The organism is Streptomyces atroolivaceus (assembly GCF_000717025.1).
Taxonomy (GTDB): Bacteria; Actinomycetota; Actinomycetes; order Streptomycetales; family Streptomycetaceae; genus Streptomyces; species Streptomyces atroolivaceus.
Map to the genome: position 1 here is coordinate 294,545 of NZ_JNXG01000006.1, position 23,292 is coordinate 317,836.

A 23,292-nucleotide genomic window follows, 5' to 3' on the forward strand; every position below is an offset into this window, starting at 1 on the left:
GCGAGGTGCTCTCTCCGGCGCGGGGCGCCGTGGTGGCGACGTAGGTGTCCTCGTCGCTGCCGCGCAGCCACACCGCTGGACAGGTGCATGATCGCGAAGGGTGGGGCAGGCACTCTCACAGCCACGTCCCGGAGACTCGGAACGGGCGTCTCCGACGCCGTGGCCTCCACATCATGTCCGCCGCACCAGACGTGCTCGGCGTGCCCGGTTGTCGCGCCTCGTCCTGAGCAGCAGCCGACCCTCGTGGCCGACGTGGTCAGCCTCCACCGGGAGTATCGGCGCGGGGTCTCCCCCGGTGCGCTGTCGTCCCGTGGGAGCGCCGGCGCGTGAGGCTGTACGGCTCTGTCATTCCAGCCGCGCCGTGGAAATTCTCTCCGCGCAGCATGTACGGCAACTTCTCCAGTGCTCTTGGTCGGCTGGCCGGACAGCGCCGGAGGGGTTCCGACGTCGCGTCTGAGGCGCTCCGGCCGGTCTTCTGCGTGATGATTGACGGGAGAGTCATCGCCGCAGCAGACATGAGCCGGTGCCGCAGAGCGGCCCGAAAGGGGCGGCAGCCATGCCCACGTCCAGAACGAAGCGATCGACCGCAGCCGCACTCGCCGCGCTCACGCTCGTCATCACCGCAGCCTGCAGCAGCTCGGGCGGAGGGAAGACAGCTCCCAGGACGACATCCGCACCACGCGCCGACATCCTCGCCGTGAAGATCGACAACGTAGCCGCGGCACGGCCGCCCACCGGACTCGAGAAGGCCGACATCGTCTACGTGGAGCAGGTGGAGGCAGGCCTCAGCCGCATACTCGCCGTCTACTCCTCCGACCTGCCCTCCGTCATCGGCCCCGTACGCAGCGCTCGCGAAACGGATCTGGAGCTGCTCCGGCAGTTCGACGAGCCCACGCTCGCGTACTCGGGCGCCCAGTCCGCCCTCCGGCCGTCGATCGAAGCGGCCCCCCTCGACGCGCTGCCGCCGTCGAAGGCACCGGATGCCTATTTCCGCAGCGGGGACCGCGCCGCACCGCACAATCTCTACCTGCGCCCGGGGAGGATCCCGCACTCCTCCACCGGGGTGAACGCGGCCGAGGACCTCGGGATCCGCTTCGCTGCGCCGCCCCCGGGCGGCACCCCCGTCCACGGGCGCACCGTGTCGTACCCGTCGGCGCAGTTCACCTTCACCTGGGCCGCAGACCGGGACCAGTGGCTGGTGAGCATGGACAGAACCCCGGCCCGTACGGCCTCCGGGGACCGGCTACGAGCCGCCACAGTGGTCCTGCAGGATGTGGACGTGCAGCCTTCACGCTTCCGGGACCGAGGGGGAAACACCTCACCCTTCAGCGCGACCGTTGGAACCGGCTCGGCGGCCGTCCTGCGTGACGGCAAGTCGTACGACGTGGCATGGGAGCGGAGCACCGCCGAGTCGGCGACCAGCTTCACCACCGAGGACGGCGAGCCGATGACGTTCGCGACCGGCCAGGTGTGGATCGTGCTCGTACCGAAGTGACGCGCGGCCGCCGGAGAGTCCGCGCATGCGGACTCCGGCGGCCCCGGTGACGGCGAAGCGACTCGGACTCAGACGATGTCGATGATCGTGCGCAGTGCCTCGCCGGTGCAGGTCACTCTGGAACCGACCTCCATGGTGCAGTCCTGGACAGCTCCACCACACCGGACGTCCTCGCCCGCCAGGTCGAGCAGGACGTCGACGGTATCGCCGTGCAGCTCACTGTCGAGGCGGAGGGACCGCAGGAGTAGAGCGCCGTCCGATCTGCGTGCGCTGGGATGCTCAGCTGGGTCACGAGCCGCAGCAGCCGCCGGCCGGTGCCTTCTCGGTGACCGCGGCAGCGGTTACCACGGGGGCGCCTACGCCGAGCTGCACCAATGCGGGTTCCGGTGCGGCGCAGCACCCTGCAACCTCGCTCTGCGCCGCGGCAGGATCGTCGAACAGACCGGCGCCGCCGCAGACCCCGGTTTCGGGGAGGGTGAGTTCGACGCGGTCGGCCGCTTCGAGGTCGCCTGCGATGGCAGCAGCGACGGAGCGGACCTGCTCGTAGCCGGTCATGGCCAGGAAGGTGGGGGCACGGCCGTAGGACTTCATACCGACCAGGTAGACGCCTGGTTCGGGGTGGGACAGTTCGCGGTGGCCGTGGGGGTAGACGCTGCCGCAGGAGTGCTGGTTGGGATCGATGAGTGGGGCCAGCTCGGTTGGTGCCTGGAGGCGTTCGTCGAGGCCGAGGCGGATTTCGGAGAGGAATGTCAGGTCAGGGCGTAGTCCGGTCAGTACGACGACTTCGTCGACCGGGTCGAGCTCGCGGCCGTCTTCGCCGACCAGGACGAGGCGGCCCTTGACGTCCCGTTTGATGGCCTCGGTGCGAAAGCCCGTGACGGCATCGGCATGGCCTTGGTCGACAGCGGCCTTGGCGGCCAGGCCGAGAGCGCCGCGGGCGGGGAGCTGGTCGGCGTTGCCACCGCCGAAGGTGGACCCGCTGATGCCTCGGCGCAGGATCCACACCGCGTGCGTGCCGGGCTCGTCCTGTGCGACGTCGGCGAGGCCGGCGAGCGCGGTGAAGGCGGAGGCGCCGGAGCCGATGACTGCGGTGCGCTTGCCGGCGTAGCGGGCACGGACGACGGGATCCTTGAGGTCTGGCACCCGGTAGGTGATGCGATCGGCCGCCGCGTTCTCGCCAAGGGCGGGCAGGCCGGAGGCGCCTGCCGGGCTCGGCGTGGACCAGGTGCCGGAGGCGTCGATGACGGCGCGGGCGAAGACGCGCTCCTCACCGTCCTGGGTGGTGAAGTGGACGACGAAGGGCTGGGATTCACGCTCGGCGTCGACGATGCGGTCACGCCCGCTGCGGGAGACGCCCGTGACCGTAGCTTTGTACCGGACGCGGTCGCCCAGGGTGTCGGCGAGGGGCTGCAGGTACTGCGCGGCCCAGTCGCCGCCGGAGGGGTAGGTGCTCGCGTCAGGCTTGGTCCAGCCGGTCGGGGCCAGGAGCTCTTCGGCGGCAGGATCGATGAGCTCGCCCCAGGTCGAGAACAGCCGCACGTGGCTCCACCCGCGGACAGCCGAGCCAGCGGTATCGCCTGCTTCCAGGACGAGGGGCTCGATGCCGCGCTCGACAAGGTGGGCGGCGGCAGCCAGTCCGGTGGGACCAGCTCCGACGATGACGACGGGAAGCTGCGGGGTGCTCATGATGCTCGGTCTCCTCAAGAGGGCGAAGGGTCAGCGCGCGTGAGTGATGGCTGCAGGCAGGGCCTACTGCCTGCGCTCCGTCGCCCTGGCAGCGCTGTCGCCGACCTGGGCGCAGCGGTCGCAGCAGCTGACGCCGCCAAGGTGGCGGGTGATGCGGCGGGCTCGGGCCGCACTGAACGCGGTCCTGACTGTGGGCGCCACGATCATTCCCTTGATTTGATGCTTGTCGATATGAAGAAGCCTGCCACTTGCTTCGGCGAGTGTCAACATAGACACATGTCGAATTCCGACGTGATGGAGCTCCCGGTTCCACAGGAGCAACCCGTGGTGCCACGCGGGTCCCGGCACGCCTTCCGCGAAGCGCCCCGAATCCAGCTTCACCGGGGTCGTCCACTCTGCCTCTGACCGTCAGCCGGCTCGGCGTCAGCGGCTGGCTTCGCTCCGAGCCTGTTGGGCACGCGGCACATCGCGTGGGCATCGAGTCCGAACATGGCGGGTGCATGTGCGCCGTGAGCGGTCCGTGGATCACGGGCGCCGATGCGTGCCTCCGTCCGTGGCTGCGGGTGAAGGGTGCCCGGGTGTGGTGTCCGGTCGGCCGGCAGGTGTCGGCCTGCCTTGGTGCCGGGCGGAGAGACCTGGCAGCAGCAGGCCTCAGACTGCGACGGAGAGGAGGTCCACCACGAAGACGAGTGTCGAGCCCGCCGGGATCAACGGCGAGGGTGACTGGTTGCCGTAGCCGAGGCGCGGGGGAACGATGATCTCGCGCCTGCCGCCGACCTTCATCCCTCTGACCCCGCGGTCCCAGCCCTTGATGACCTTGCCACCGCCCACGGCGAACTTGAACGTCCGGCCCCGGTCCCAGGAGGTGTCGAATTCCTTTCCGGACTCGAAGGTGACTCCGACGTAGTGAACCTGGACAACCCTGCCCGGCTTCGCCTCGAGTCCGTCCCCGGCGACGAGGTCGCGGATCGTCAGCTCGGTGGGAGCGTCACCCTCCGGAAGGTCGATCTCGGGCTTCGCCAGTTCACTCATCGCAGCCTCATTCGCTCGCCGCCGGAAGCCCTCATACAGGCCAGCCAGGCGGATGGTCACTCCATGCAGTAGATCATCATGCTGCCGGAAGGCTGATCTCCTGAAGTGCATCGAGCCCGACGGAGCATCATGACCAGCGTGACCGGGCGTGCTACGTCATCGGTGCGCCGCGCCCGTAGTAGATGACGGCAAGGGCCTGCTCCCCCGCGTCCGCGGGTATGGCCCCTTGGCGTCGCTTGGTGGCGCGTGGCCCGCTGCGCGGAAGGCCCGGTGAGACGGAGGACCTCCACTTCACGGGGGTGTAAGCGAAGGGGCAGGGGGCCTGTCCTCCATGGAAGCGACGCCCGAGTTGGCTCTGTGATGTGACGACTGCGACCTGCGGTCTCCGTAGCCTTCCACCTGGCCGCAGCGCGCGTGCCAGGGCGGTGGCGAAGAGATCCGAAAAGTTCAGTGACCATTCCCCTGCTCCTGCCCCATGGAGGGGAACAACCATGAAGCAGGCAGCCAAGAGAGTTCTCGTCGCAGCGGTGACCGCTGCCGGCCTGTCATGGTGTGTCGTCGTTCCATCCAGTCGAGCACACCGGCCAGCACCCCGGCCACAACGATCGCCGTCACCGGGAGACCTCGGCCTTGACGGCCGCACGGATCCGGCAGACGCGCAGCCCCAGGTATGCCCCGGATAGAAGCGGCGCTCGAGGTCGACGACGTCAGGCGGTGTTCTCTTCACACTTCAGTGCTGAGGCGCCCTCTTGTCGGCCTTCCCCTGCTGGGCCTTGTTCGTGACCTCTCCTGCCTTCTTCGCTTGGCCGGGCGGGCTGTGTGGCCGGGCGGTCGGCGCCGCACCCCGCGTTGTCGCTGCGGATGTGCCGTCGGTTGGTTCGATCTGCCCCGCCTTGCCTGATGAGCTGTGCGCGTCTGCGTCGCTAGCGGATTCCTTTTCCGGGCCCCGAGAATCGGGGTGGACGGTTTGGGCGTCAGTGCGCCCAGGGACCATGCCGACGGAAGCTGTGGGCTCAGAGGATGGCGCCGCCGTGGACGTCGCGTCCGACTTCTTCTGCCCTGCGCCGCCAGAGGGGCCCGCCTCTCCTGCGGGGGTGCTGGTAGCCCTGTTCGCGCTTCCGCCATTGCCTTGTGGCGGGGAGCTGCCGGTGACGGAGAGGGCGGTTGCCGTGACGGCGGCGACGGCGAGGGTCGCACCGGCCATGAGGGTGCGACCACGCGCGGGCGTGGTTCGGTGAGCGGCACGTTTTCTACGGCCCATTGGATTCGTCTGCGTGTCCTCGGCCGTCTGCGATGACCCTTGACTGGCGATGAGACTGGTGACGGGCGCCGACGGTCCGGGTGCGATGTGTGCCTCCCCGGCCAGCGCCATCAGGGTACGCGCGCAGTGGTGGGCCGTTGGACGGTCCTGTTCGTCGAGGGCTGTCATGTCTCGCAGCAGAATGCTCAGTTGTTCCGGCAGCCAGGGAGGCAGGACGGGGCGTCGGTGCAGGCGGGCGATCGCGGCTTCGAGGGGGCCCCCGTCGTACTCGAGCCTGCCTGTGAGGCATTCGAGGAGCACCAGACCGAGGGCGTATATGTCAGCGGGCCGGCCGACAGGCTCACCGAGTACCTGCTCGGGAGAGAGGTAGGCCGCGGTGCCGATGAGTGTGCCGGTGGCGGTGTGGGCTGTTGCGTCCAGCAGCCGGGAAATGCCGAAGTCGGCGAGATGGGGCCGGTTCCTGGCATCCAGGAGAATGTTGGACGGCTTGACGTCTCGATGGACGATTCCGGTTTCGTGTGCGTGAGCCAGCGCATCAGCGAGGTCCGCGCCGATTGCAGCAGTCGCTTCGGGCGGCAGCGGTCCCTCAGCGATGCGGGTCTTCAGGGTGTCACCTTGGATCAGTTGCATGACCAGGAAGGCGCGTCCATCGTGCTGCCCGGCGTCGTAGGCGGTGACAAGCCCAGGATGGTGCAGCCGGGCCAAGATCATCGCTTCGCTGTGCCAGGTCTCCTCCATGCCGATGCCGGCGTCGGGACGGAAGATCTTGACCGCTACCGGTCGTCGCAACCGCAGATCGTAAGCTCGGTGGACATGGGCAGCACCGCCTGAGCCGAGGAGCCTGTCCAGACGGTACCGGCCGCCCAGCACCTCGGCGGAGCACCAGGAAGCTGTGGCCTGACCAACGTCACGAAGCCTCATTGCCTCTCCCACTGCATCGAAGGGCGAATGCCCTCGGCGAGCCGCGACCGACGCGCCTGGGGACGCGGGTACCCACGAAGAGCGGGAGTACCCCACCTTCTCGCCGGCAGAGGCGCCTCAGGCTGACGCAAGTACGCGAGGAGGTGCGGTCGGCTGACGGAATGGTGAGGAGACCGTGCGTGACCTGGCCGAGGGGAACCATCGACACGCACCCGAGACTCGACCCCGCCCGGACGCCCGGAATCCTGCCGGTCTGTCCCAGGTCCGGGCTCCCTGCGATCCTGCGCGAGCTCATCGGTGGCCCCGACCCGGCTGACGGGTTCATGCAGTGCGCCGCACAGCTGCCTACTCTCGCCGCTCAGCGGCCCGGCGCAGGTCGAGGACGACCGGGACGGCCCTGCCTCCTGTCCTCAGCAGTCATTCTGCAACCGGCGACGGGCGGCCCCTTCGCACGGCAGGCCTTCCGTGTCCTGTCCTGGGGGCGGTGCGCTCAGCGCCCGGCAGTCGGCCCGGCACGGACCTGCCGCTCATCAGCGGCAGGTCTCGCCGGACATGGCCCCCGGGCAGCGAGGCCGGGGCGCCCGCCCCGCGCGGGCGGGCGCCTCACTAAGACTGATCTACGGGATCGCGGGCCTGGCCGTCTTCGGTCGACGCTGGGGGCTCGGGGCCCGGCAGCGGGTGTGTTCCGGGCGCCAGGTCGCGATCAGGGCGACGGCCAGGAGCAGCTCGGCGATGTCCCCTCCGTAGTACATGATCTGAGCTCCGCCCTGTACCTGGTCGACGGGGACGTGGATGTTGATGCCGAAGCCGCCGTACATGAGCTGCGAGATCACCGCGTGGGCGGCGATCGCCACCCCCAGTACCACCAGACGCACCGGCACGCTGGGCCGCGCCGGTGCCGGGTCGGGCCCTGCGAGGACGTAGGCGAACAGGCACCCGGCGAGCAGGAAGTGGGTGTGCAACAGCCAGTGCAGCCCGGTGTTCGCCGATGTCGCGTTGTACAACGGCGTGAAGTACAGCACCGCCAGCGTGCCCACGCCCAGTACCAGCGTGGTGACCGGATTGGCCAGCACTTGCACCGGTCGGCGCTGCAGAAGACTGGTCAGTCGCCTCCCTTGTCCGGCAGGCAGGTTTCGCAGCAGCAGCGTGACGGGCGCTCCCAGCACCAGCCCCAGCGGGGCGTACATGCCGATCAGCAGGTGCTGGAGCATGTGACCGCGGAAGTCGTCGTACGCCCACGGCGCGAGAGGCGGCAGCACCCCGGCTGCCAGCAGTACGCACCCGGCCAGGAACCATCCGGTACGCCACCGGCTCCACCCGGCCTGCACATTGCGCCGGCGCGCACGGGCCGCCAGCAGCACATAGCCAACGGCCGGCAGCACGACGAACACTGCGGGCACCGCGACGTCCAGCGGCAGGTCGCTGGTCTCCTGATGATGATGTGCGGGGTGACCCGTCATGCGCGCCGAGCCTCTCGCACCCGTCCATCACCCTCCAGGTCCAAGGGAACCGCCCGGCGCTGGATCACGTAGCCCACCGCGACCAGGATGGCGCCGAGCAGGAGGAAGCCCAGGTCCCACCAGATCTGCTGCTCACCGGCGTAGACGTGGTGGATGCCCAGGATGTGGTGATCGAGGACGCCCTCGACGAGGTTGAACAGACCCCAGCCGACCAGGATCCAGCCCCACAGAGCCGGCGACTTCCACACCCGGCGCCGGTGGCGGGTCACCCGCGCGTACAAGATCGCCAGACCGGTGAGCACCGCCACCCAGCAGATCGCGTGGAAGATCCCGTCCCACACCGTGTTCATCTCCAGCCCGGAGACGGTGTTCGCCGGGTAGTACTTCACCCCGATGCGGTCGTGACTGGTGCTGGTCAGCATGTGATGCCACTGCAGCAGCTGATGCAGCACGATCCCGTCGACGAAGCCGCCCAGGCCCACACCGAGGATGATCCCCGGCAACTGCAGACTCTGAGACTGTTCACCCGCCATCGCGCCCTGACGTTCCGCACTCACACTGCTCGACATTCCGCTTCCCTCCGCTGAACCGGCGACAGGACGCCCGGGCGGGTACCCATGTATCAGCCCTTCCACCACAGCAGCCGGATCCCACCCCCGCCATCCCGGGCAGCGCGAACGGTGGCAGGGGCACCAGGTCTGCCGGCAGGCCCGGCCTGGGGAACGAAGAGCTTCCGACCACCCACTCGCGCGCCAGGTGCCACCACCGTGACCGTGACGGATGACGAAATCACCGCTTGCGGACAGGCCTACCAGCTGGCTTCGGCGCCTGCGGCCGTACCACTCCTTCCCGAGGCACCCGGCGTTCCGGAGACCGTCGGTGTGAGTTCTGCGGGCCGGTCCACGACATCTGCTCACGTTCGGCCTGTCGGCCAGCTCGAGGAACGGACTCTGGATAGCGGGACCCGCAGCGTGCGGCATGCCTGGTCGACGGCTGTGTCTGCGGCTTGTTCGGTGAGTCCTCGCCGGCGGGGAAGGGCCATGGGCGAATGGGCACCCTGGAAACGCGCGCGCCTTCCGGAGTCCAGAAAATGTGACTGAGTGCCGGTGGGGAGGAAGGCGGGTCCTCTTCGCGACGGCCCTTCAGCACCTGTTGTGGGTCGAGGCGAAGCGGGGTACGGGCTCACCGCGGACAAGCACCCGCACAGCGTGAACGTGCTTCGCCCGGACACCCCCGCAGCCCGGCGCATGCATCCACGGCATCTGAGGGTCGCCTCTGAGTGTGGCGGGGTCGCCGAGCAGCTCATAGAGGATGCCGCGGGGTGGGCGGGACGGGCCGGGGCGAGTTACCCGGAGATGGGGCCGCCGCGAGTATCACCGGCAGGCGGCACGCAACCGGTACCCGCGGGCCGTGGGCAGCCGCTGGTACCTGCACGCCCCGACCGGGCGCCGGCCCTCGCATGGAGCGAGCCCAGGGATGACGCGCCACCGGGACAAGACCGTCGCCACTGGGCGGGATACGGTCCGCAAGGGCGACGCCGCTGCTGGCGGCGCTGTCGCGGCGGTGGTGTGCGCCTCCGAGCGCCGGGTGGTGTGGGCCTGTCTCTTCGACCCGGCCGAGTACGACGCCGTCACCATCAACGTCCGCGAGTACCCGGCCGTCGCCGCGGTCGGGCGGCGAGGACCACCAGGTCTGGGCCGGCCGGTGATCCCGCAGCCCGCGCCTGGGCCGGCCTCCACGGGCACCTGCTCGCACCGCTGGACGCCACCTATGAAGGGGGGAAAGTCGGCATCTTCCTGAAGAACGCCGGCGCCGACGCACGCCGCGCCGACGACATCACCCGCCGCCAGGGCCTGCCCGCCGACGCCACCGGCTGGATCCTGTCGGAGGAACGGCGTGAGCAGCTGGAGGAGATCGACGCGTCGTGGTGCCCGGTCTGGTCCATCACCTGACAGCGTGCCTTGCACCTCACCCGACTCCACCTCGAAACCGGTGAACTCCTGCCCACACAGCCTGGTCAGGCCCTGCCCCAGGGCGAAGACCTCGGGCGCTGGGTCCAGACGGCCCGCACCGGATGGGACAAGCTCACCGGCGCCCAGCAGTGGATGTGCGCACACATCCTCGGTATCGAGCCTGCCGCCCGAACCGAGAAGCCGACGCCGTCCATGAGCCAGGCAGAAAAGTGGGCGATGCATCTTGCTGCTGCGCAGCAGTTCTTCGAACGGGAAGGTCATCTCAAGGTCCCCCGCAAGCACGTCGAGACGATCAGCCTGCCATGGCCCGGTGACGGCCGGGACGAGGAGCGCCTCCTGAAGCTCGGTGCGTGGGTCGCCAACCAGCGCTCCCGTGCGGCGCCACTGACCGCGGACCGAGTCGACCAGCTATCCGCCGTCGGAGAGCGGTGGACGTGATGGTTGTCGCCGTCATCGTCCCCGCGCCCTCGCGCTCGGCTACACGCTCGGAGGCCTGCGCCCCTGCTTACGCCGCGCTACCTGAGCTGACGACCAGATCCGCTTCACCGGGGCGGGGCCGTCGCAGCCAGGCTGCCGTCACCGTGACCCATGCTTCACCACGCCTTGACTGCCCGTGAGAACGCATCCGCTATGCCGGTGGGGCACACGGGCACGGGGACTTTCTCGTACGCCCCATCGATACCTGCTCCCACGGCCTATTGGCCGGCGTGCAGTTCCTTCCGCTGGGTCCTGTGCGAAAGCCAGCCGGCGCAGCCACTGCTGTGCACGAAGAAGGGGCGTGAGGGACAACTGCAGGTGTCGGCCGGCCGGCGTACGCCGCACAGCGCGCAGTCCCCTCCCTCGACCTGGTTGACCTGGACGATGGCTAGCCGTGCCAGGCCCGGGCGCCGGTCGTGCGCGCCGTGTCGGGCAGGCGCTCAGGAGCGAGGGTCTGTAGCCGGGGGTGAGCCGACAAGAGCCGGGTGGGGGCTGCTTGCACCGGGCCGCAGGAAGACGGTGACTCCTCTCGCCGCGCGCGGTGGCGGTTGGAAGGTCGCTGCAGGTATGGGTAGGCCGGACGGCACCAGGAAGTACACGGTGCGGGCGCCCGAATACACGATGCCGGGCCCCGCACACGCCGGAGCTGCCCCTGGGAACACCCCTCCGGTAGCACCGGTGGTCACCAGCAAGGGCTGCCGTCGTCCTCGCGCCAGGCCACGTTCGTGACGGACATGGGCACGGTGAAGTAACTCCCGTGGCCGCTGCTGACACAGGCCGTGTACGCAGCCCCCTGCCCCTCGTCCTGGGCGACGAAGTACGTCATCGTGACGTCCCGGGACGTGTTGTTGTAGAAGATGTGGCCGGGAGCGCTGCCCGACCATTCACCCTCGGTCGCCAGCGACGGAGGCGTATCGGTGTCTCCGTACCAGAACTCGGGCCAAACACAGAACGTGCCTTGCGGGCAGTTGCCGGGAGCCCACGCCGAAGCGCTGGGGGCCGAGACCATAACTCCGAGAAAGGCCGCAGGTACTGCTGCGAGGGCGATGGTCCTTAAACGCATGGGGAACCCATTCCTTAGACGTCGCATCGACGCTACCCGCACCGATGTTGAAAGATCAAGTGTCAGGTTTCCGACATCTCCCGCGTCCCGGAGGCAGCCGCGCCTCACGGTCTTCAGTCCCGTCGGCGACGGGACTGAAGAGGAATTGGAGCGTCTGCATGCCCTCGCTGCCTGACCGGCCCAGAACCGCCGGGATTACGCCGAGAGGAACGGCTCCGTCAGATGCGGCGTCGCCAGGTGCAGCGTAATGGCGGTTTCGCGGCCGAACATGCGTTCCCTCGAGTGCCTGGCCGCCTCAGGGTCGGCCTCGTGCGCGTAGGCGAGCTCGGGGTGGAGCAGCTGGAGCGCGTGCACCAGGAGGTCGCCGGTGACGAGCGCCAGCTCCCGCCCGTCGGCGACCAGCACGCTCTGGTGTCCGGGCGTGTGACCGGGAGTGGCGACCGTGCGCCCGGCGCGCAGCGGCGTGTCCCCGTCGAGGAGCCGGAGTCGGCCAGCAGCCGCGAGCGGGTCGGTGAGGGTCTCGCGAAGCTGCGGGTTGAGCGTGTCGATGGCTTCGAACTCGGCCCGCTGGAGCAGGTATTCGGCGTTCGGGAAATAAGGGCGGCGGCCGCTGGTCGCTTTGCCGGTCGAAGCGTTGCCGTCCGCCGCGCTGTCCGCTGATGGGGCGGCCGCCTCGGTCACGACCGCCCACCCGACGTGGTCGGTGTGCAGGTGTGTGAGCACAACGGTGTCGACTTCGGCCGGGTCGATGCCCGCGGCGGCGAGCGACTCGGGGAGCGCACCGGGCACGGGCGCCCACGAGCCGGCCGGGCTGTCCGCCGGACCGATCCCGGCGTCCACGACGGTGAGGCCCTTGTCACCCCGGATCGCGTACGCGCGGAACTGGAGCCGCCAGCGGCCCTCGGCATCGACCGCGCCCGGGTCGTAGCCGTCGGCCTCGGCCCACTGTGCGGCCGTTGCCTCGGGGAAGGCCTCGGCGCGCGGGGAGAAGAACGGGCCCTCGCCGTCGGCGAGGGCGATGATCTCGGTCGAGCCGATCCGGAGGCGAGGAACGCTGAGGGACATGACCGCGATCCTGCCATCCCTTCCACGCGGGTGGTGACTCAGCCCACGTCGTGACGTTCTTGAGGCGGACGAGGCGATCTTTCAGATGAACTGTGAGCAGTGCTCGGGTGGTTGCTGCCTGTTGCGCTGTTGGGCAGGCCGTCGTGGTGTCGAAGACGCCTACCGTCGCCTGATCACCAACCGCCTCGACATCACCGGCACCCGCCGAGGGCTCGACGGCGCCGAAGCCGTTGGTGAACCACTCAGAGCCTCAAGATCATCTCGATTCTTTCGATGCCCCATGCTCGCCGGGCCGATGCTAGGGATATACGGCCTCAGCAGCTCCGAAAGACTGCTGTTCGCGGTCTTCGCAGTGATGGTGGAGACGTGTAGACCGGCGGCACAGTCGTCCTGTGCACAGGTGCCTGGCTCGGGGGTCCTCGTCCACGAACTCGCCAGCCAAGGCCTTCGTGCGGGCCGAGGTATGACGAGCGCAGCAGCGGGACTGGCAGCCGGAGGCATCAGGTTCGACCGGGTCAGCGTCGCGTACCCAGGTCGCCGACACACTCGAACTCGTAGGCGTGTCTGCCTCCGCCAAGCACCAGGCGTCCTTCTCCGCGGCTGGTCCGGCGCCTGCCTCTCGCCCTGGTACCGCCCTGACCGCCCGCGGCGGCTCCTCGGCCGCCTCGGAAAGGAAGGTCTTCACCGCCTACCGCCGACGCCTCAAGGGTGAGAACGGCGAAGGCTGGTACGACAAGCCTCTTCGCGGGTGACGGCACGGCCCTGCTCATCAAGGCACTGCACGACTTCGGCGGCAAGGATCCGGCGACGGACATGGCCGATAGCGAGGAGAAGCAGCTGTGACCGGCCTGTGCCATGCACTGGTCGGCCGGGTGCAGCTTGGGAGGCCGTCGGTGGCCTCTCCCTCGGTGAGAGGGAGAGGCCACCGACGGCGTCAGGTCAGGTGCTCAGCGGTTGGTCCACAGGTTCCACACCCAGGGCCAGGCGGAGCCCTCAGCGCACTGGTAGCGGTCCCAGTGCCCGCGGTCGATGCCCTGCTGTCCGGCTGTCTGGCAGCCGTTCAGGGTCATGAACTTCTCGCGGTGGACGTCGAGGCTCTCGGCCGCCTGCACCGTGGCCACCCGGTGTGACATCGGGGCGGATGCCGCGATGGCCGGCGCGACCGCGCTGAGGCCAAGCCCGGCCGCTGTGATCGCGGTGAAGGCGGACAGTGCGATGCGTACACGCATGATGTAGATCCTTTTCGGTAGGGGTGTGAGGCCGGGCCCCTGCGGGGTCCGCGGGCACGGCCACGATTACCGGCCCGCTCACCCCTGGGGGTGATCTGCTCTCGGCCGGTACGCAGAGTTTGCACAGGAACTGGCGCCTGGGTGGCCAGATCCCGCTTGCTTCATTGATGTCGGGATAAATACAGTCCTGACCTGCTGGGACGTAGCTGTCCCGGGACATGGGAAAGCCGGTGGGACGCCGTTGCCCCGCTCCGCGAAAGGGCCCCTACTTCGATGACCGACCAACAACCCGGCCATGGTGCAGCAGCACGGGAACTGGGAGCGGCGCTGCGGAGCCTGCAGCAGCAGTCAGGACGCACTCTGCGCAGCCTCGAAGCCGAGGTCCGTATCAGCGACTCGTCGCTGTCCCGTTACTTCCGCGGCGAAACCGTGCCGCCCTGGCCCGCGGTCAGAGACCTGTGCCGGGCGTTGAAGGCAGACCCCACCCCGTACCGGGTCCTCTGGGAGGCAATCGAGAACACCCCGCCCGACGATCCAGACGCTGCTGCGGCGAACACCAGTGCCGCGCCCGAGGATGCCGCTGGGGGTGCCGGCCCGTCGCAGGTGAGCGGTCCGGCATGGTGGCACAGGTGGCGCAGACTGCCCCGGCGCCGCGGGCGCCTGACCGACCGTGGGGCTATCGCGACGGCCGGCATCGCGGGCTCACTGGTGACCGTCGGTCTCCTGCTGTTCCTGTTCCCCTCGAAAATCACGCCCGATGCCGCACCCGCCGCGCAAAGCGCCCAGGAAACGACACGTGGGGCAGGCGGGAGCAGCCACGCCGGTGTCCTCGTCCACAATGTCGAAAGAGCCTGCCAGAGACCCCGGACGACCCAGTGCGCACTCTCCCTGGCCTACAACCCCTACCGCCCCTACAACACCGCCAACTCCGCGGGTCGCGTCTGGCACCACGACCTGCTCCATGCCACCTGCACCATCGCCAACGGCGTCACCGTCACAGACGAGAACCACAAACACACCAGCATCTGGATTCGGATCACGCACGACGAGGACCAGCTCTGGCTCCCCGGAATCCGCGTCCACCCCAACCACCTGACCCAGCTCACCACCGTTCTGCCTACGTGCACCACATAGGCGTGCGTCCAGCAGTGGCGGTGGAAGCATGACCTCCGTCTCCCGACATACGGCGCCCCGGACAGCACGAAGCGTCAGGTCTTCACACATCGCCTGCTGCCAAAGTGGTAGTGGCCCGCGTCAGGGGCGAAAAGCCCGGACCCTCGGGGGCAGATCACCAGAGATCGGGGGCGGATGCTTCAGGTAGCGAGCCGGGTCCAGGGCTCCTGACAGGTCGTCGATCTGTGCATCGAGATTGACGTACCCCATCGGCCTTCGCCCCGCTCGTGTCCTACCGGCCGATGATTCGTCTCGCAGACACACCACATGGATGGCGTCTGAAGCGGTCATACGATCTCGACGCGAGCGGTGGACAAATTGTCGAGAATGGTCGCGACGGTCTCCTCTGGTGTCTGTTCCGAGGTGTCCAGCCAGAGCCCGATGCGCGGAGTCCGATCGTGCAAGGATTGATCGAGGGCCTCCACCGTCCAGATCCCGTATCCGGTCTTCGAGCGGCCCGCCTCCCTGCTTCGCACAACAGCCGTGGAGGGAGCCAGAACCACAACGTACACAGGGCGCGTGCGCAGGCCGGAGACGTACCGCGACAGGTCCGCCCCCAGAATGATGTCCTGGACGATCGCGGTCCACCCGTCACGCGCGTATTCGTCGGCCACGAGAGCGGACAGCCGATAACGCAGTTCCAGCTGGTTCCTGGCCTCCGGAGTTTCCTCGGGTAGCAGTTCCTCTCGCCCAGACACCAGCATCCGGCGGAAGGTATCACCGCGGATGTGAGCAGCCCGAGGTAGCCGCCTCGCAAGCAGGTCGGCCACGGTGGACTTTCCAGCTGCCATTACTCCTGTGACCAGGAGGACCGCAGAATCCAGCTCCTTCACCACGCGCACCTTTCGCTCGGGGACGGCGTCCGGTCAATCAGCATGCTCGACAGTCTGCCGATGCTCCCCGAGACGCACATCCGGATTTCTCGCACAACCTCGCCGTCCTCGGACTCGCCGCAGCCACCTGCTGCTACGAACGACTCCTCCGGCTCACGGCACAGGACGTGAGCCTGGCGTGATCACGGCATTGAAGGCATCGGCATCGGCCCCCTCGAGATCGAGTGAGCGTTCCCCGCTGACAGGGCCGCCAAGATGCCTCGACGCCGTGATCACACCGCCCCATGGTGAATTCCTCACCTCGGGGGCCGGAGCCAGAGACCTTCTTGGCATCGCTGGTGTGATCACGGGCGTCGGAGCCTTCTGGACAGGCCCGTACACCCGGGCTGAGTCCGCGCGCTGCTTCGGAAGGCCGGTAGTCCCGCCGCGCCACGAAGGCGCGAACTCGGTCCGCAACGGCCATGGAGCGTCCGTTGGGGGAATGTGTGCTCCTCACAGTGGCCTATCGGCGGACACAACTGACACTGCTCCGGCTGGCTCCGCTGTTCGGGGTCTCGAAATCCGCGGCCGCCCCCATCACCCGCCTGCCTCGGGCCGCACCCTGAGCCCCAGCCACGCAAGCGGGGCCGGAAGGGTGCCCACCGACCTTCGCCGTGCACTTCTTCTTACGTTCACCCAACGTTCCGGAGAGGGTCGTCCGGGGTACACCGGCATCACCGACGATCCTGACCCGGGCCCACGGGGGAGAACGCAGGTGTCATCGAGGGGAGACGCAGGTGTTCGCGAACAGACCGGCTGCCGAGGAGCCGCGGTTAGCCGTCACCAGACCCCCGCGTCGACGCCTGCGCAGAGTGCTGGCGTCGGCGCTGCCCGTCCCGGTCGTCGGACTGGTCCTGCTCGTGGCCTCCGGGAACCTGCTGTTGCCGCTGCGGCAGGTGGTCGACATCGAGGCCAAGATGGCCTCGAAAAGGGACTTCTTCCAGGACCCCGTGGTCGAGCGTCTGCTGATGAAGCACGGCTTCCGGGTGCGGATCACCAACATGGGTTCGCGTGAGATCGCCAAGCAGGACTACGAGGGATACGACGTCGTTTTCCCCTCCGGCCAGCCGGCCGCCGACCTGATCAGCCGGGAGCGGGCCCGGGCGAACCGTCCGGTGTTGCTGTACCGCCCGTTCGTCAGCCCTATCGTGCTGGCAACCTACCGCGAATACGCCGAGGTGCTCACGGCGGAGGGTGCCGCGAAGCGCCTGTCGAGCTCGGGCGGCCGGCCGATGTACTACACCCTCGACATGCGGCAGTTCCTCGATCTCGCGCGCGGCAAGAGGAAGGGCGCCCAGCGCGATCCCAAGGACGGCTACCGCTGGGACGAGATCGACCGCAACGACCACGTCCGCAACGGCAACAAAATCCTTGCCCAGACCTCGGACATCTGCGAGTCCAACTCCGCCGGCACCTACCTCGGGCTCGTGGCCTTCGTCGAGCACGGGAACGACGCGCCGGACAGCGAGGCCGAGGCCGAGCAACTCGCCCGCAAGATCAAGCCGCTTCTCGTGGAACAGGGCCTGCCGTCCTCCGAACGGGCCGAAACGTATCTGTCCCCCGACGGGCAGAGCATCGCCCCTGTCTCGGTGATCTATGAACACCAGTTCCTCGCCCACCAGATCGGGTACGAGGCCGAGAAGGGCGCGACCGACGACGAGCGTGTCCTGCTCTACCCATCCACACGCTTCGTCACCGAACCCCAGCTCGTCGCGCTGACCGGCGACGGCGCCCGGCTCGGCGAGCTGGTCAGTGAGAATCGCGAACTACAAGACCGTGCAATGGAGTTGGGCTTCCGATCCCGCAATGCCACCAGCGGTGCGACCAGCGACGAGCTCACCCGGTTCCTCACCGAGCGGCAGATCCCGGTGCCCACCACCTCCGCCGACGACACCCGAGCGGTCCTGCCCAGCCTGCCCCTGTTGGAGAAGATGATCGAGATCGTCGGCGACTGCCCGGACCGGACGGGCAACCAGTGAGGCGCGGTGCGGGCCTGCTGGCGCTCTGCCTGGCGCTCGTGGCCACCTTGCTCACCGCCTGCTCGGCCGCCGACGGCGGCGAGACCGTCCGGCTGCGCGTGCTCGCCAGTCCCGATCTCGCCGTACTGGCCCCGTTGCTGGGCGATCTGAAGGCCGAGACCGGCGTCGATCTGCGCCTGGACCACCGGGCCGACGCCGAGACGAAGCCCGCGGACCGCGACAGGTACGACCTCGCGTGGCTGTCCTCCGACCGCTATCTGCGTCTCACCGCCAAGGCCGCGACCCGCGGGGTACAACGCACCCCCACCATGACGTCTCCCGTCGTCATCGGCATGAAGCCGGACGTGGCACGGAAGCTTCGCGCCCAGGTGCCCGGCGGCCGGCTCACCTGGGCGGACATTGCGGACGCCGCCGCCACCGGCACCGTCCGCTTCGGCATGGCCGACCCCCGGCACGCCGGCAGTGGGCTCGCTGCCCTCGTCGGCGTCGCCACCGCCGCGGCCGGCACCGGAGCCGCGCTGCGCCCCGAGGACGTCTCCTGCGACCGGCTGCGCGGCTTCCGTTCCGGCCAGAACCTCACCGCCGACACCGGCCCCGCCCTCGTCGACTCCTACGCCGACCACCAGGACGAGACCAACGCCCTCATCACATACGAGTCGGATCTGCTCGCCCTCAACGCCTCTGACCGCCTGGACGACGGCCTGGAGATCGTCCGCCCCGCAGACGGTATGGTCCTGGCCGACTTCCCGCTGCTCCTGCTCGACCCGGCCCACCGCACCGCGTACGACAAGGTCACGCAGTGGCTGCGGCGCGACTCGGTGCAGCGGCATATCATGCAGCGCACGCTGCGCCGCCCCGTGAACACGGCGGTCACCCGGGACGCGCGGCTGCGCGAACCGGTCGGCAACGCGCTCTTCTACCCCGACCAACCCGGTGTTGTGGCAGCCCTGTTGGCGGACTACGGAGACCCCGACCGTCGCACCACGAGCCAAGTGGTCTTCCTGCTCGACTTCTCCGGCTCGATGCGCGGTGCCCGGATGGCCGCCCTGCGCGAGGCGTTCGCCGGACTCAGCGGCGGGGACCTCTCCGCCTCCGGCAAGTTCACTCGCTTCTACCGGGGCGAGCGGCTGACGGTCGTCCGGTTCGGCGAACGAGTGCTGGAGGAGAAGACCGTCACCGTCACCGGACCGGACGACCTCACGGCCCTCGCCCGCACCGTCGCCAGGGGCGGTTACGGCGATGCCACCGCCGTATGGTCCGCCCTTGACCGCGGCTACACCACCGCCGCCCGTGAACTGGCCGTCGATCCCGACCGTTCCATCTCACTCGTCCTGATGACGGACGGCGAGAACAACGCGGGCCTGGCCTATGCGGAGTTCGTACGCCGTCACCAGGCGCTGCCCACCGCCGTGCGCGCCGCCGTCCACACCTACCCCGTCCACTTCGGCGAGGCCGACGCCGACGAGCTGCGGCGAGCTGCGGCGCGGACCGGTGGGCGGATGGTGGATACAGCCGGCTCGTCCCTTTCCGAGGCCTTCAAGGAGATTCGTGGCTGTCACTGACGCCCTGTGGTGGAGCCTTTGGTGGCCGTGGATGACGGTCTGGCTGGTGACGGCCGTCGGCACGGTAGTGCTCCTCGTGGTCCTGGTGCGCCATGCCCGGGAGCGGCGCAGGCACATGCGGCGCTGGCAGTCGGCGTACAGCATCTGTCTCTACCTTGACGAGCAGGCGGTGATGGACCTGTATGAGCTCGGCAACTACCGGTCCGCGCTGGAGGAGGCCGTCGAGCTGCGGACGAAGGTCGACACGAGTGTCGGCTTCTGGAGCCGGGTGCTGACGTGGCTGTTCCGCTTCCGGCTGAAGCGGGACGTCAGCCAGGAGACCTTCCGCAAGTTCGTGCGCAAGGACAAACCGATCAACGTGATCGGCGTCGTCATGGAGGCTTTCGACCGGGCCGACGCCATCGTGCACGCCGACCTGACCACACTGACTGTCGTCCCGAACCGGAATCTGGCCGACAACCTGGCCGACGGCCGTGCGGTGATCCTGAGCCGCATCGGCGAATTCGTCTCGGTCAAAGGTGTGTTCACCGGAGTGCCGGACGTCGCTGAGGGATTCGTCCTGCGGGCCGAGTACGGCGCCGAGCGGCCCCCGGTGTACATGCGCGTCGTAGCCCCCGGAAACGCGCGCCGCTCCATCCCGGCCGGCACTTTCACGGCACGTTGCCTCGGCAAGATGACCGGCTGGAGCGAGGACACCCGCGAGGTGACACTGGAGGCGATCGCGATCTTCTGGTGACGGCCGCCGCTCAGCGGGAATTGACCTCGGCGAGCATGTGCAGGGTGTGCGGGTCGGGGACGAGGGCGAGGAGGCCGGCCGCCGGATACGACTGGGCCGCGCGTTTCGCTTGAGCCTGGTCCGGATCGCAAGCGGAACCACGCAAGTGCCCTCTGATCTGGGGCGATGGACCTGACGACGGGTCCTGTCGGTCCAGATGGAGGGCGCTTTCTGCTCGTAGGGTTTCGGTTCGCACCCCAGGCCGACCGGATCCGCTGCTCGGGCGGGCGGGTCACCTCGCCGCGGTCCGGTTCGGCTTGGGGGGGGGGCCGGTTCGGAGCCCGAGGGCCCGAACTTCAGACTGCCGTCGTCGACGGCATTGACGTATTCGTATTCGTGTTCCAGCTCTGCCCGGCAGGCGGATATCTGGTCGCTGCGCGTGAGATCCAACGGATCAGTCGTGCGACACTCCGGCGGCCTCCATCACGGGGCAGCACCCAGCGGTGACGGCGTCCACGGCTCGCAGGCCGGAGCCGGCCGCCTCACACACCTCAGCCATCACGATCTCGCGGTAGAGCGCGGACGCGGCGACGGTGCTCTCGAACCGGATCACCGGGTGGACCGACCCCCAACTTCCCATCCGGACGCGCCCCTCCGCCGGCAGCATCAGATGCTCATGGAGCAACGGCATTCCCGACCGGGCCTCGCACCCTCTCGATCGCGCTCGTGCGCGGCTCAATCACCAGCCAGGTCGAGAACTGCGGTCGGACTGGGGCGGACGGCGGACAGTATGGTGACGCCGACAGGTTGGAAGGGCCGCGAAGCCTCGGATTTCGGTACGCGCCTTGCGCCGTACCGGTCACCCGATCGTACGCAGTAGCAGCCGCACAACGGTCATGACGCCTCGCCCGATCCACCCCAGCAGTCCCGTCTCCACAGCCAGCTCGGCGACCTCCGCGGCCGTGTCCCCCCGATCCGACCCTCTGGAACGACACCGGCGACAGGAGCGAGGCCAACGGCGCTTCTGCGCACCGCACTTCTTACACATTGCCATACCGGCCATTCTCCCTGCCACCGTCCGCATGAAGCCACCCGGTACCACCCGTCAGGCAGGCCGTCGGCAGCGCGGCCCTCATGGCCGCAACGGTTTCGGCCCCTTGCTCCCGCGCAAAATTTGTTTCCCCTGAAGGCGATGGCGCCACAACCGGGTTCGATGTCGGTCGATGGCCTTGCCTCACGCGCCGGCGGTGGCGGTACGCCGCGCTCTCCGTCCGAGAGCCCAGCGGTACGCGGACCGAGCGCGAGCGCGTGGATCTCGGCTCCGACGGTGACGCCGGCGGACGGCAGCGCACCGGGAAGAGCTGCGAAGAGTAACGAGCTCGGGCGGGTGACTGCGGCATGAGCACCCAAACCCAGGTCCCGCTGTACCTCGCCACAGCGGTAGGGCCTCCGCATCACCCCGAGGCCAACTGCTCCGCGATCTCCTTGATCCAGCCGGCGCTCTTCGCCGGGTCGTTGAGGGTCTCGGTCCACGCTTGCGGCTCCAGCTTGTGCTTGGCGGGGCCGGATTTGAGGGCGATCAGCAGGGCCCGGGCGGACTCCCGCATCTCGGCCGTCGTCTTGCCGCTACCGGAGATGTCGGGACCCGCCGCCAGAGCGTAGATCTCGCGCGCCATGGCCTGGCGTTCGCCCCTCGACACCTTCTTCCAGAACTTCAGGGCATGCTTCAGAGACTCCTTGCGGGACGCGGCCTCCGCCGGGGTCTCACCCTCCGGCGCCCAGCGCTCGGGGTGGTGGACCTCTTCGTAGCGCTTCGTGGCGGCGCGGAGCGCTTTGTACATGGTGACGCCGAGGACGAGGCCGGCCCCGGCCCCGGCGAGGCCCCATCCGACCGGGTTGCTCGCCAGCCCGGCTGTTCCCGCCGCGACCGCCGTGACGACGCCGGCCGCGGCCTTGGTGGACTCGCCCCCGCCGCTGACCGTCTCCTTGCCCATCTTGGTGAGCTGCTTCTTCTTCGCGTACGCCTGCACCATGCTCAGCTTCTCCACGTCCTTTTCGGCGCGCTGGAGGCTCTCGGCTGCGTCACGTGCTTCACCCATCGCCTCCCAGGCGGCGTCGATGGCCTCGGAAACGAGCTCCAGCCGGCCCTGGCCCTCATGCTTCCAGTAGGCGTCCAGCGCGACGTAGGCCTCCGCTGCCGACCAGCTGGCCTGCTCCCGCGACTCGTTCAGCCGGGCCAGTGAACCCGCGTGGACGAGGTGAGGATCTCCCAGGTTCTTGACCTGCTTGTACTTGCGGGCCGCTCCCCCGACGCGGATGACGGACCGCATGCCCTTGATCGCGCCGACGGAAGCGCTGGCGATGCCGCTCGCCTCGGACGCCACCGCAGCGTCCGCCGCCTTCTGGATCTTGGTGACCTCCTTGGCGAGGGCCGCGCTGTAGCTTCCCGAACTGGCGGCGCCGACGACCGCGTCGGTCCCCTTGGACTTGGCCCTCTTGTTTGCCGTGTGGTGGCCGGCCCCGGTCTCGTGCTTCTTGGCGTCCTTCATGCTCTTGTACGCGTCCATGCCACTGACCACGGTGCCGGCGGCCTCCGTCAGGAGGTTCCCCGACGCCGCTGAGGTCCCCGAGGCGGCGGCGGAGTGCTTGAGGCCCTCGTTGGCCGTGACAGCGGCCTGCTGGGTGAAGGCCGCGTTGGTGGGGGTTTGGAAGCCCTTGATGAAGGTGTCGATGGGCTCGAGATTCTTCTTGAACCTGTCGAGGAGCCCGGCGATCCGGTCGCGGTAGTTCTTCTTCTCTCCAGAAGACGCGTCGCCGTTCTCCGCCGTGCTCCCTCTCCCGGCGCCCCGGGCGCGCTGCACCGCCGCGGTGACGGCCCGGTTGCCGGCGCGGGACTGCATCTCGAGGAGGGCGTGCTCCGTCGAGCGTGCGGACGTGCTCCCGGTCCGGCTCCCCTCCCGACGCTGCCGGGCCGACGTCAGGACGGCTGCCGACGGCCGTGTCGAGGTGCGGTGGATCGGGGTGCTCATTGATGTACCTCTCCTGTACCGGACCGGGCGAGGCGAAGGTAGCCGGGCCTGGCTAACAGAAGGGGTGCAGCTGGAGAATTCCTCACGGATGCTGTGATACGCGTTGTGGTGGCGTCAATGGGTCGTCGCAACACCTGATCGTGGGGGTATTGCGTGGGGAGGCGGAGGTCACCAGGCATCTTGGGCAAGTTGGGGGAGCCTCGGCTCGCCTCGCCGTCGACCGCTTCGCCTCCCGCTCCCCCATGCGCGAGCGCCGGTGTGGCCTCGGGAAGGCGTCAGGCTCCGCGGAGGGCCGCGGTG

General features: G+C 68.9%; 20 protein-coding genes. 8 read left to right on the forward strand and 12 right to left on the reverse strand.

Features of this window, described 5'->3' with window-relative positions; translation table 11 throughout:
• The first annotated feature begins 556 nt into the window (after window positions 1-556).
• Window positions 557-1,495, forward strand: coding sequence for a DUF3048 domain-containing protein (locus OO67_RS15965; protein WP_033300717.1), 939 nt, complete (start codon window positions 557-559; stop codon window positions 1,493-1,495).
• 288 nt (window positions 1,496-1,783) lie between these two features.
• Here the strand turns inward: OO67_RS15965 and OO67_RS15970 are convergent, their stop codons facing one another.
• The 6 genes from OO67_RS15970 to OO67_RS15995 all read right to left on the reverse strand — a co-directional run bounded on the left by OO67_RS15970 (window position 1,784) and on the right by OO67_RS15995 (window position 8,424).
• Window positions 1,784-3,181, reverse strand: coding sequence for an NAD(P)-binding domain-containing protein (locus OO67_RS15970; protein WP_033300719.1), 1,398 nt, complete (start codon window positions 3,179-3,181; stop codon window positions 1,784-1,786).
• A gap of 63 nt (window positions 3,182-3,244) precedes the next feature.
• Entirely contained in the window at window positions 3,245-3,382 is a 138-nt protein-coding gene (locus OO67_RS39310) for a hypothetical protein (protein ID WP_208861020.1), read from the reverse strand.
• A gap of 450 nt (window positions 3,383-3,832) precedes the next feature.
• Window positions 3,833-4,213 (reverse strand): FKBP-type peptidyl-prolyl cis-trans isomerase, encoded by a 381-nt coding sequence (locus tag OO67_RS15980; RefSeq protein ID WP_033300723.1) that lies wholly within the window; start codon window positions 4,211-4,213, stop codon window positions 3,833-3,835.
• Between the two features lie 730 nt (window positions 4,214-4,943).
• Window positions 4,944-6,395 (reverse strand): serine/threonine-protein kinase, encoded by a 1,452-nt coding sequence (locus tag OO67_RS36720; protein ID WP_078597964.1) that lies wholly within the window; start codon window positions 6,393-6,395, stop codon window positions 4,944-4,946.
• A gap of 617 nt (window positions 6,396-7,012) precedes the next feature.
• Window positions 7,013-7,855, reverse strand: coding sequence for a cytochrome c oxidase assembly protein (locus tag OO67_RS15990; protein WP_051709454.1), 843 nt, complete (start codon window positions 7,853-7,855; stop codon window positions 7,013-7,015).
• Window positions 7,852-8,424 carry a DUF2243 domain-containing protein gene (locus OO67_RS15995; protein ID WP_244300219.1) on the reverse strand — a complete coding sequence of 191 codons (573 nt, stop codon included), beginning with the start codon at window positions 8,422-8,424 and terminating at the stop codon, window positions 7,852-7,854. The genes OO67_RS15990 and OO67_RS15995 overlap by 4 nt, the downstream gene beginning before the upstream one ends.
• 907 nt (window positions 8,425-9,331) lie before the next feature.
• On the opposite strand from OO67_RS15995, the gene OO67_RS39825 reads away from it, so the two are divergent.
• Together OO67_RS39825 and OO67_RS40620 are read left to right on the forward strand one after the other, a co-directional pair.
• Window positions 9,332-9,655 (forward strand): hypothetical protein, encoded by a 324-nt coding sequence (locus OO67_RS39825; RefSeq protein WP_244300231.1) that lies wholly within the window; start codon window positions 9,332-9,334, stop codon window positions 9,653-9,655.
• 161 nt (window positions 9,656-9,816) lie between these two features.
• Window positions 9,817-10,266: a Helicase associated domain protein gene (locus OO67_RS40620; RefSeq protein ID WP_051709458.1), complete on the forward strand. Its 450-nt coding sequence runs from the start codon at window positions 9,817-9,819 to the stop codon at window positions 10,264-10,266.
• A gap of 721 nt (window positions 10,267-10,987) precedes the next feature.
• Here the strand turns inward: OO67_RS40620 and OO67_RS35725 are convergent.
• Both OO67_RS35725 and OO67_RS16010 read right to left on the reverse strand, forming a co-directional pair.
• Window positions 10,988-11,314 (reverse strand): hypothetical protein, encoded by a 327-nt coding sequence (locus OO67_RS35725; protein ID WP_051709460.1) that lies wholly within the window; start codon window positions 11,312-11,314, stop codon window positions 10,988-10,990.
• A 249-nt stretch (window positions 11,315-11,563) separates the two neighbouring features.
• The gene (locus OO67_RS16010) at window positions 11,564-12,433 is read right to left on the reverse strand and encodes an MBL fold metallo-hydrolase (RefSeq protein WP_033300726.1); all 870 of its coding nucleotides are present in this window, start codon (window positions 12,431-12,433) and stop codon (window positions 11,564-11,566) included.
• A 708-nt stretch (window positions 12,434-13,141) separates the two neighbouring features.
• On the opposite strand from OO67_RS16010, the gene OO67_RS40480 reads away from it, so the two are divergent.
• Window positions 13,142-13,276 (forward strand): hypothetical protein, encoded by a 135-nt coding sequence (locus OO67_RS40480; RefSeq protein WP_279626900.1) that lies wholly within the window; start codon window positions 13,142-13,144, stop codon window positions 13,274-13,276.
• Window positions 13,277-13,380: 104 nt separating this feature from the next.
• Here the strand turns inward: OO67_RS40480 and OO67_RS16015 are convergent, their stop codons facing one another.
• Window positions 13,381-13,662 carry a hypothetical protein gene (locus OO67_RS16015; RefSeq protein WP_033300727.1) on the reverse strand — a complete coding sequence of 94 codons (282 nt, stop codon included), beginning with the start codon at window positions 13,660-13,662 and terminating at the stop codon, window positions 13,381-13,383.
• Between the two features lie 273 nt (window positions 13,663-13,935).
• Here OO67_RS16015 and OO67_RS16020 point away from each other — a divergent pair, with 273 nt between their 5' ends.
• Window positions 13,936-14,796, forward strand: a complete 861-nt coding sequence (locus OO67_RS16020; RefSeq protein WP_033300728.1) for a helix-turn-helix domain-containing protein — start codon at window positions 13,936-13,938, stop codon at window positions 14,794-14,796.
• A 326-nt stretch (window positions 14,797-15,122) separates the two neighbouring features.
• Here OO67_RS16020 and OO67_RS16025 read toward each other — a convergent pair whose 3' ends face one another.
• Window positions 15,123-15,626 carry an AAA family ATPase gene (locus tag OO67_RS16025; protein WP_051709462.1) on the reverse strand — a complete coding sequence of 168 codons (504 nt, stop codon included), beginning with the start codon at window positions 15,624-15,626 and terminating at the stop codon, window positions 15,123-15,125.
• Between the two features lie 818 nt (window positions 15,627-16,444).
• Here OO67_RS16025 and OO67_RS16030 point away from each other — a divergent pair.
• The 3 genes from OO67_RS16030 to OO67_RS16040 are packed head-to-tail and all read left to right on the forward strand — an operon-like array spanning window position 16,445 to window position 19,984.
• Complete coding sequence (locus OO67_RS16030) at window positions 16,445-17,686, forward strand: hypothetical protein (protein ID WP_033300731.1); 1,242 nt, start codon at window positions 16,445-16,447, stop codon at window positions 17,684-17,686.
• On the forward strand, window positions 17,683-19,248 hold the full coding sequence (locus tag OO67_RS16035) for a vWA domain-containing protein (protein ID WP_078597966.1): 1,566 nt from the start codon (window positions 17,683-17,685) through the stop codon (window positions 19,246-19,248). Before OO67_RS16030 ends, OO67_RS16035 begins: the two co-directional genes overlap by 4 nt.
• A complete protein-coding gene (locus OO67_RS16040; protein ID WP_157841694.1) occupies window positions 19,235-19,984 on the forward strand; it encodes a hypothetical protein in 750 nt (249 codons plus the stop codon). Before OO67_RS16035 ends, OO67_RS16040 begins: the two co-directional genes overlap by 14 nt.
• 433 nt (window positions 19,985-20,417) lie before the next feature.
• Here OO67_RS16040 and OO67_RS16045 read toward each other — a convergent pair whose 3' ends face one another.
• Window positions 20,418-20,654 carry a hypothetical protein gene (locus OO67_RS16045; RefSeq protein WP_033300733.1) on the reverse strand — a complete coding sequence of 79 codons (237 nt, stop codon included), beginning with the start codon at window positions 20,652-20,654 and terminating at the stop codon, window positions 20,418-20,420.
• A 763-nt stretch (window positions 20,655-21,417) separates the two neighbouring features.
• Complete coding sequence (locus OO67_RS16050) at window positions 21,418-22,992, reverse strand: hypothetical protein (protein ID WP_033300734.1); 1,575 nt, start codon at window positions 22,990-22,992, stop codon at window positions 21,418-21,420.
• Between the last annotated feature and the right edge of the window lie 300 nt (window positions 22,993-23,292).

What these genes read in the sequence shown, in the direction of transcription:
- OO67_RS15990 (WP_051709454.1), bottom strand. Translation starts at nt 7,855, where the DNA reads ATGACGGGTCACCCCGCACATCATCATCAGGAGACCAGCGACCTGCCG.
- OO67_RS36720 (WP_078597964.1), bottom strand. Translation starts at nt 6,395, where the DNA reads ATGAGGCTTCGTGACGTTGGTCAGGCCACAGCTTCCTGGTGCTCCGCC.
- OO67_RS16010 (WP_033300726.1), bottom strand. Translation starts at nt 12,433, where the DNA reads ATGTCCCTCAGCGTTCCTCGCCTCCGGATCGGCTCGACCGAGATCATC.
- OO67_RS15995 (WP_244300219.1), bottom strand. Translation starts at nt 8,424, where the DNA reads ATGTCGAGCAGTGTGAGTGCGGAACGTCAGGGCGCGATGGCGGGTGAA.
- OO67_RS35725 (WP_051709460.1), bottom strand. Translation starts at nt 11,314, where the DNA reads ATGGTCTCGGCCCCCAGCGCTTCGGCGTGGGCTCCCGGCAACTGCCCG.
- OO67_RS16020 (WP_033300728.1), top strand. Translation starts at nt 13,936, where the DNA reads ATGACCGACCAACAACCCGGCCATGGTGCAGCAGCACGGGAACTGGGA.
- OO67_RS16050 (WP_033300734.1), bottom strand. Translation starts at nt 22,992, where the DNA reads ATGAGCACCCCGATCCACCGCACCTCGACACGGCCGTCGGCAGCCGTC.
- OO67_RS16015 (WP_033300727.1), bottom strand. Translation starts at nt 13,662, where the DNA reads ATGCGTGTACGCATCGCACTGTCCGCCTTCACCGCGATCACAGCGGCC.
- OO67_RS15980 (WP_033300723.1), bottom strand. Translation starts at nt 4,213, where the DNA reads ATGAGTGAACTGGCGAAGCCCGAGATCGACCTTCCGGAGGGTGACGCT.
- OO67_RS15970 (WP_033300719.1), bottom strand. Translation starts at nt 3,181, where the DNA reads ATGAGCACCCCGCAGCTTCCCGTCGTCATCGTCGGAGCTGGTCCCACC.
- OO67_RS15965 (WP_033300717.1), top strand. Translation starts at nt 557, where the DNA reads ATGCCCACGTCCAGAACGAAGCGATCGACCGCAGCCGCACTCGCCGCG.
- OO67_RS16045 (WP_033300733.1), bottom strand. Translation starts at nt 20,654, where the DNA reads ATGCCGTTGCTCCATGAGCATCTGATGCTGCCGGCGGAGGGGCGCGTC.
- OO67_RS16025 (WP_051709462.1), bottom strand. Translation starts at nt 15,626, where the DNA reads ATGGCAGCTGGAAAGTCCACCGTGGCCGACCTGCTTGCGAGGCGGCTA.
- OO67_RS39825 (WP_244300231.1), top strand. Translation starts at nt 9,332, where the DNA reads ATGACGCGCCACCGGGACAAGACCGTCGCCACTGGGCGGGATACGGTC.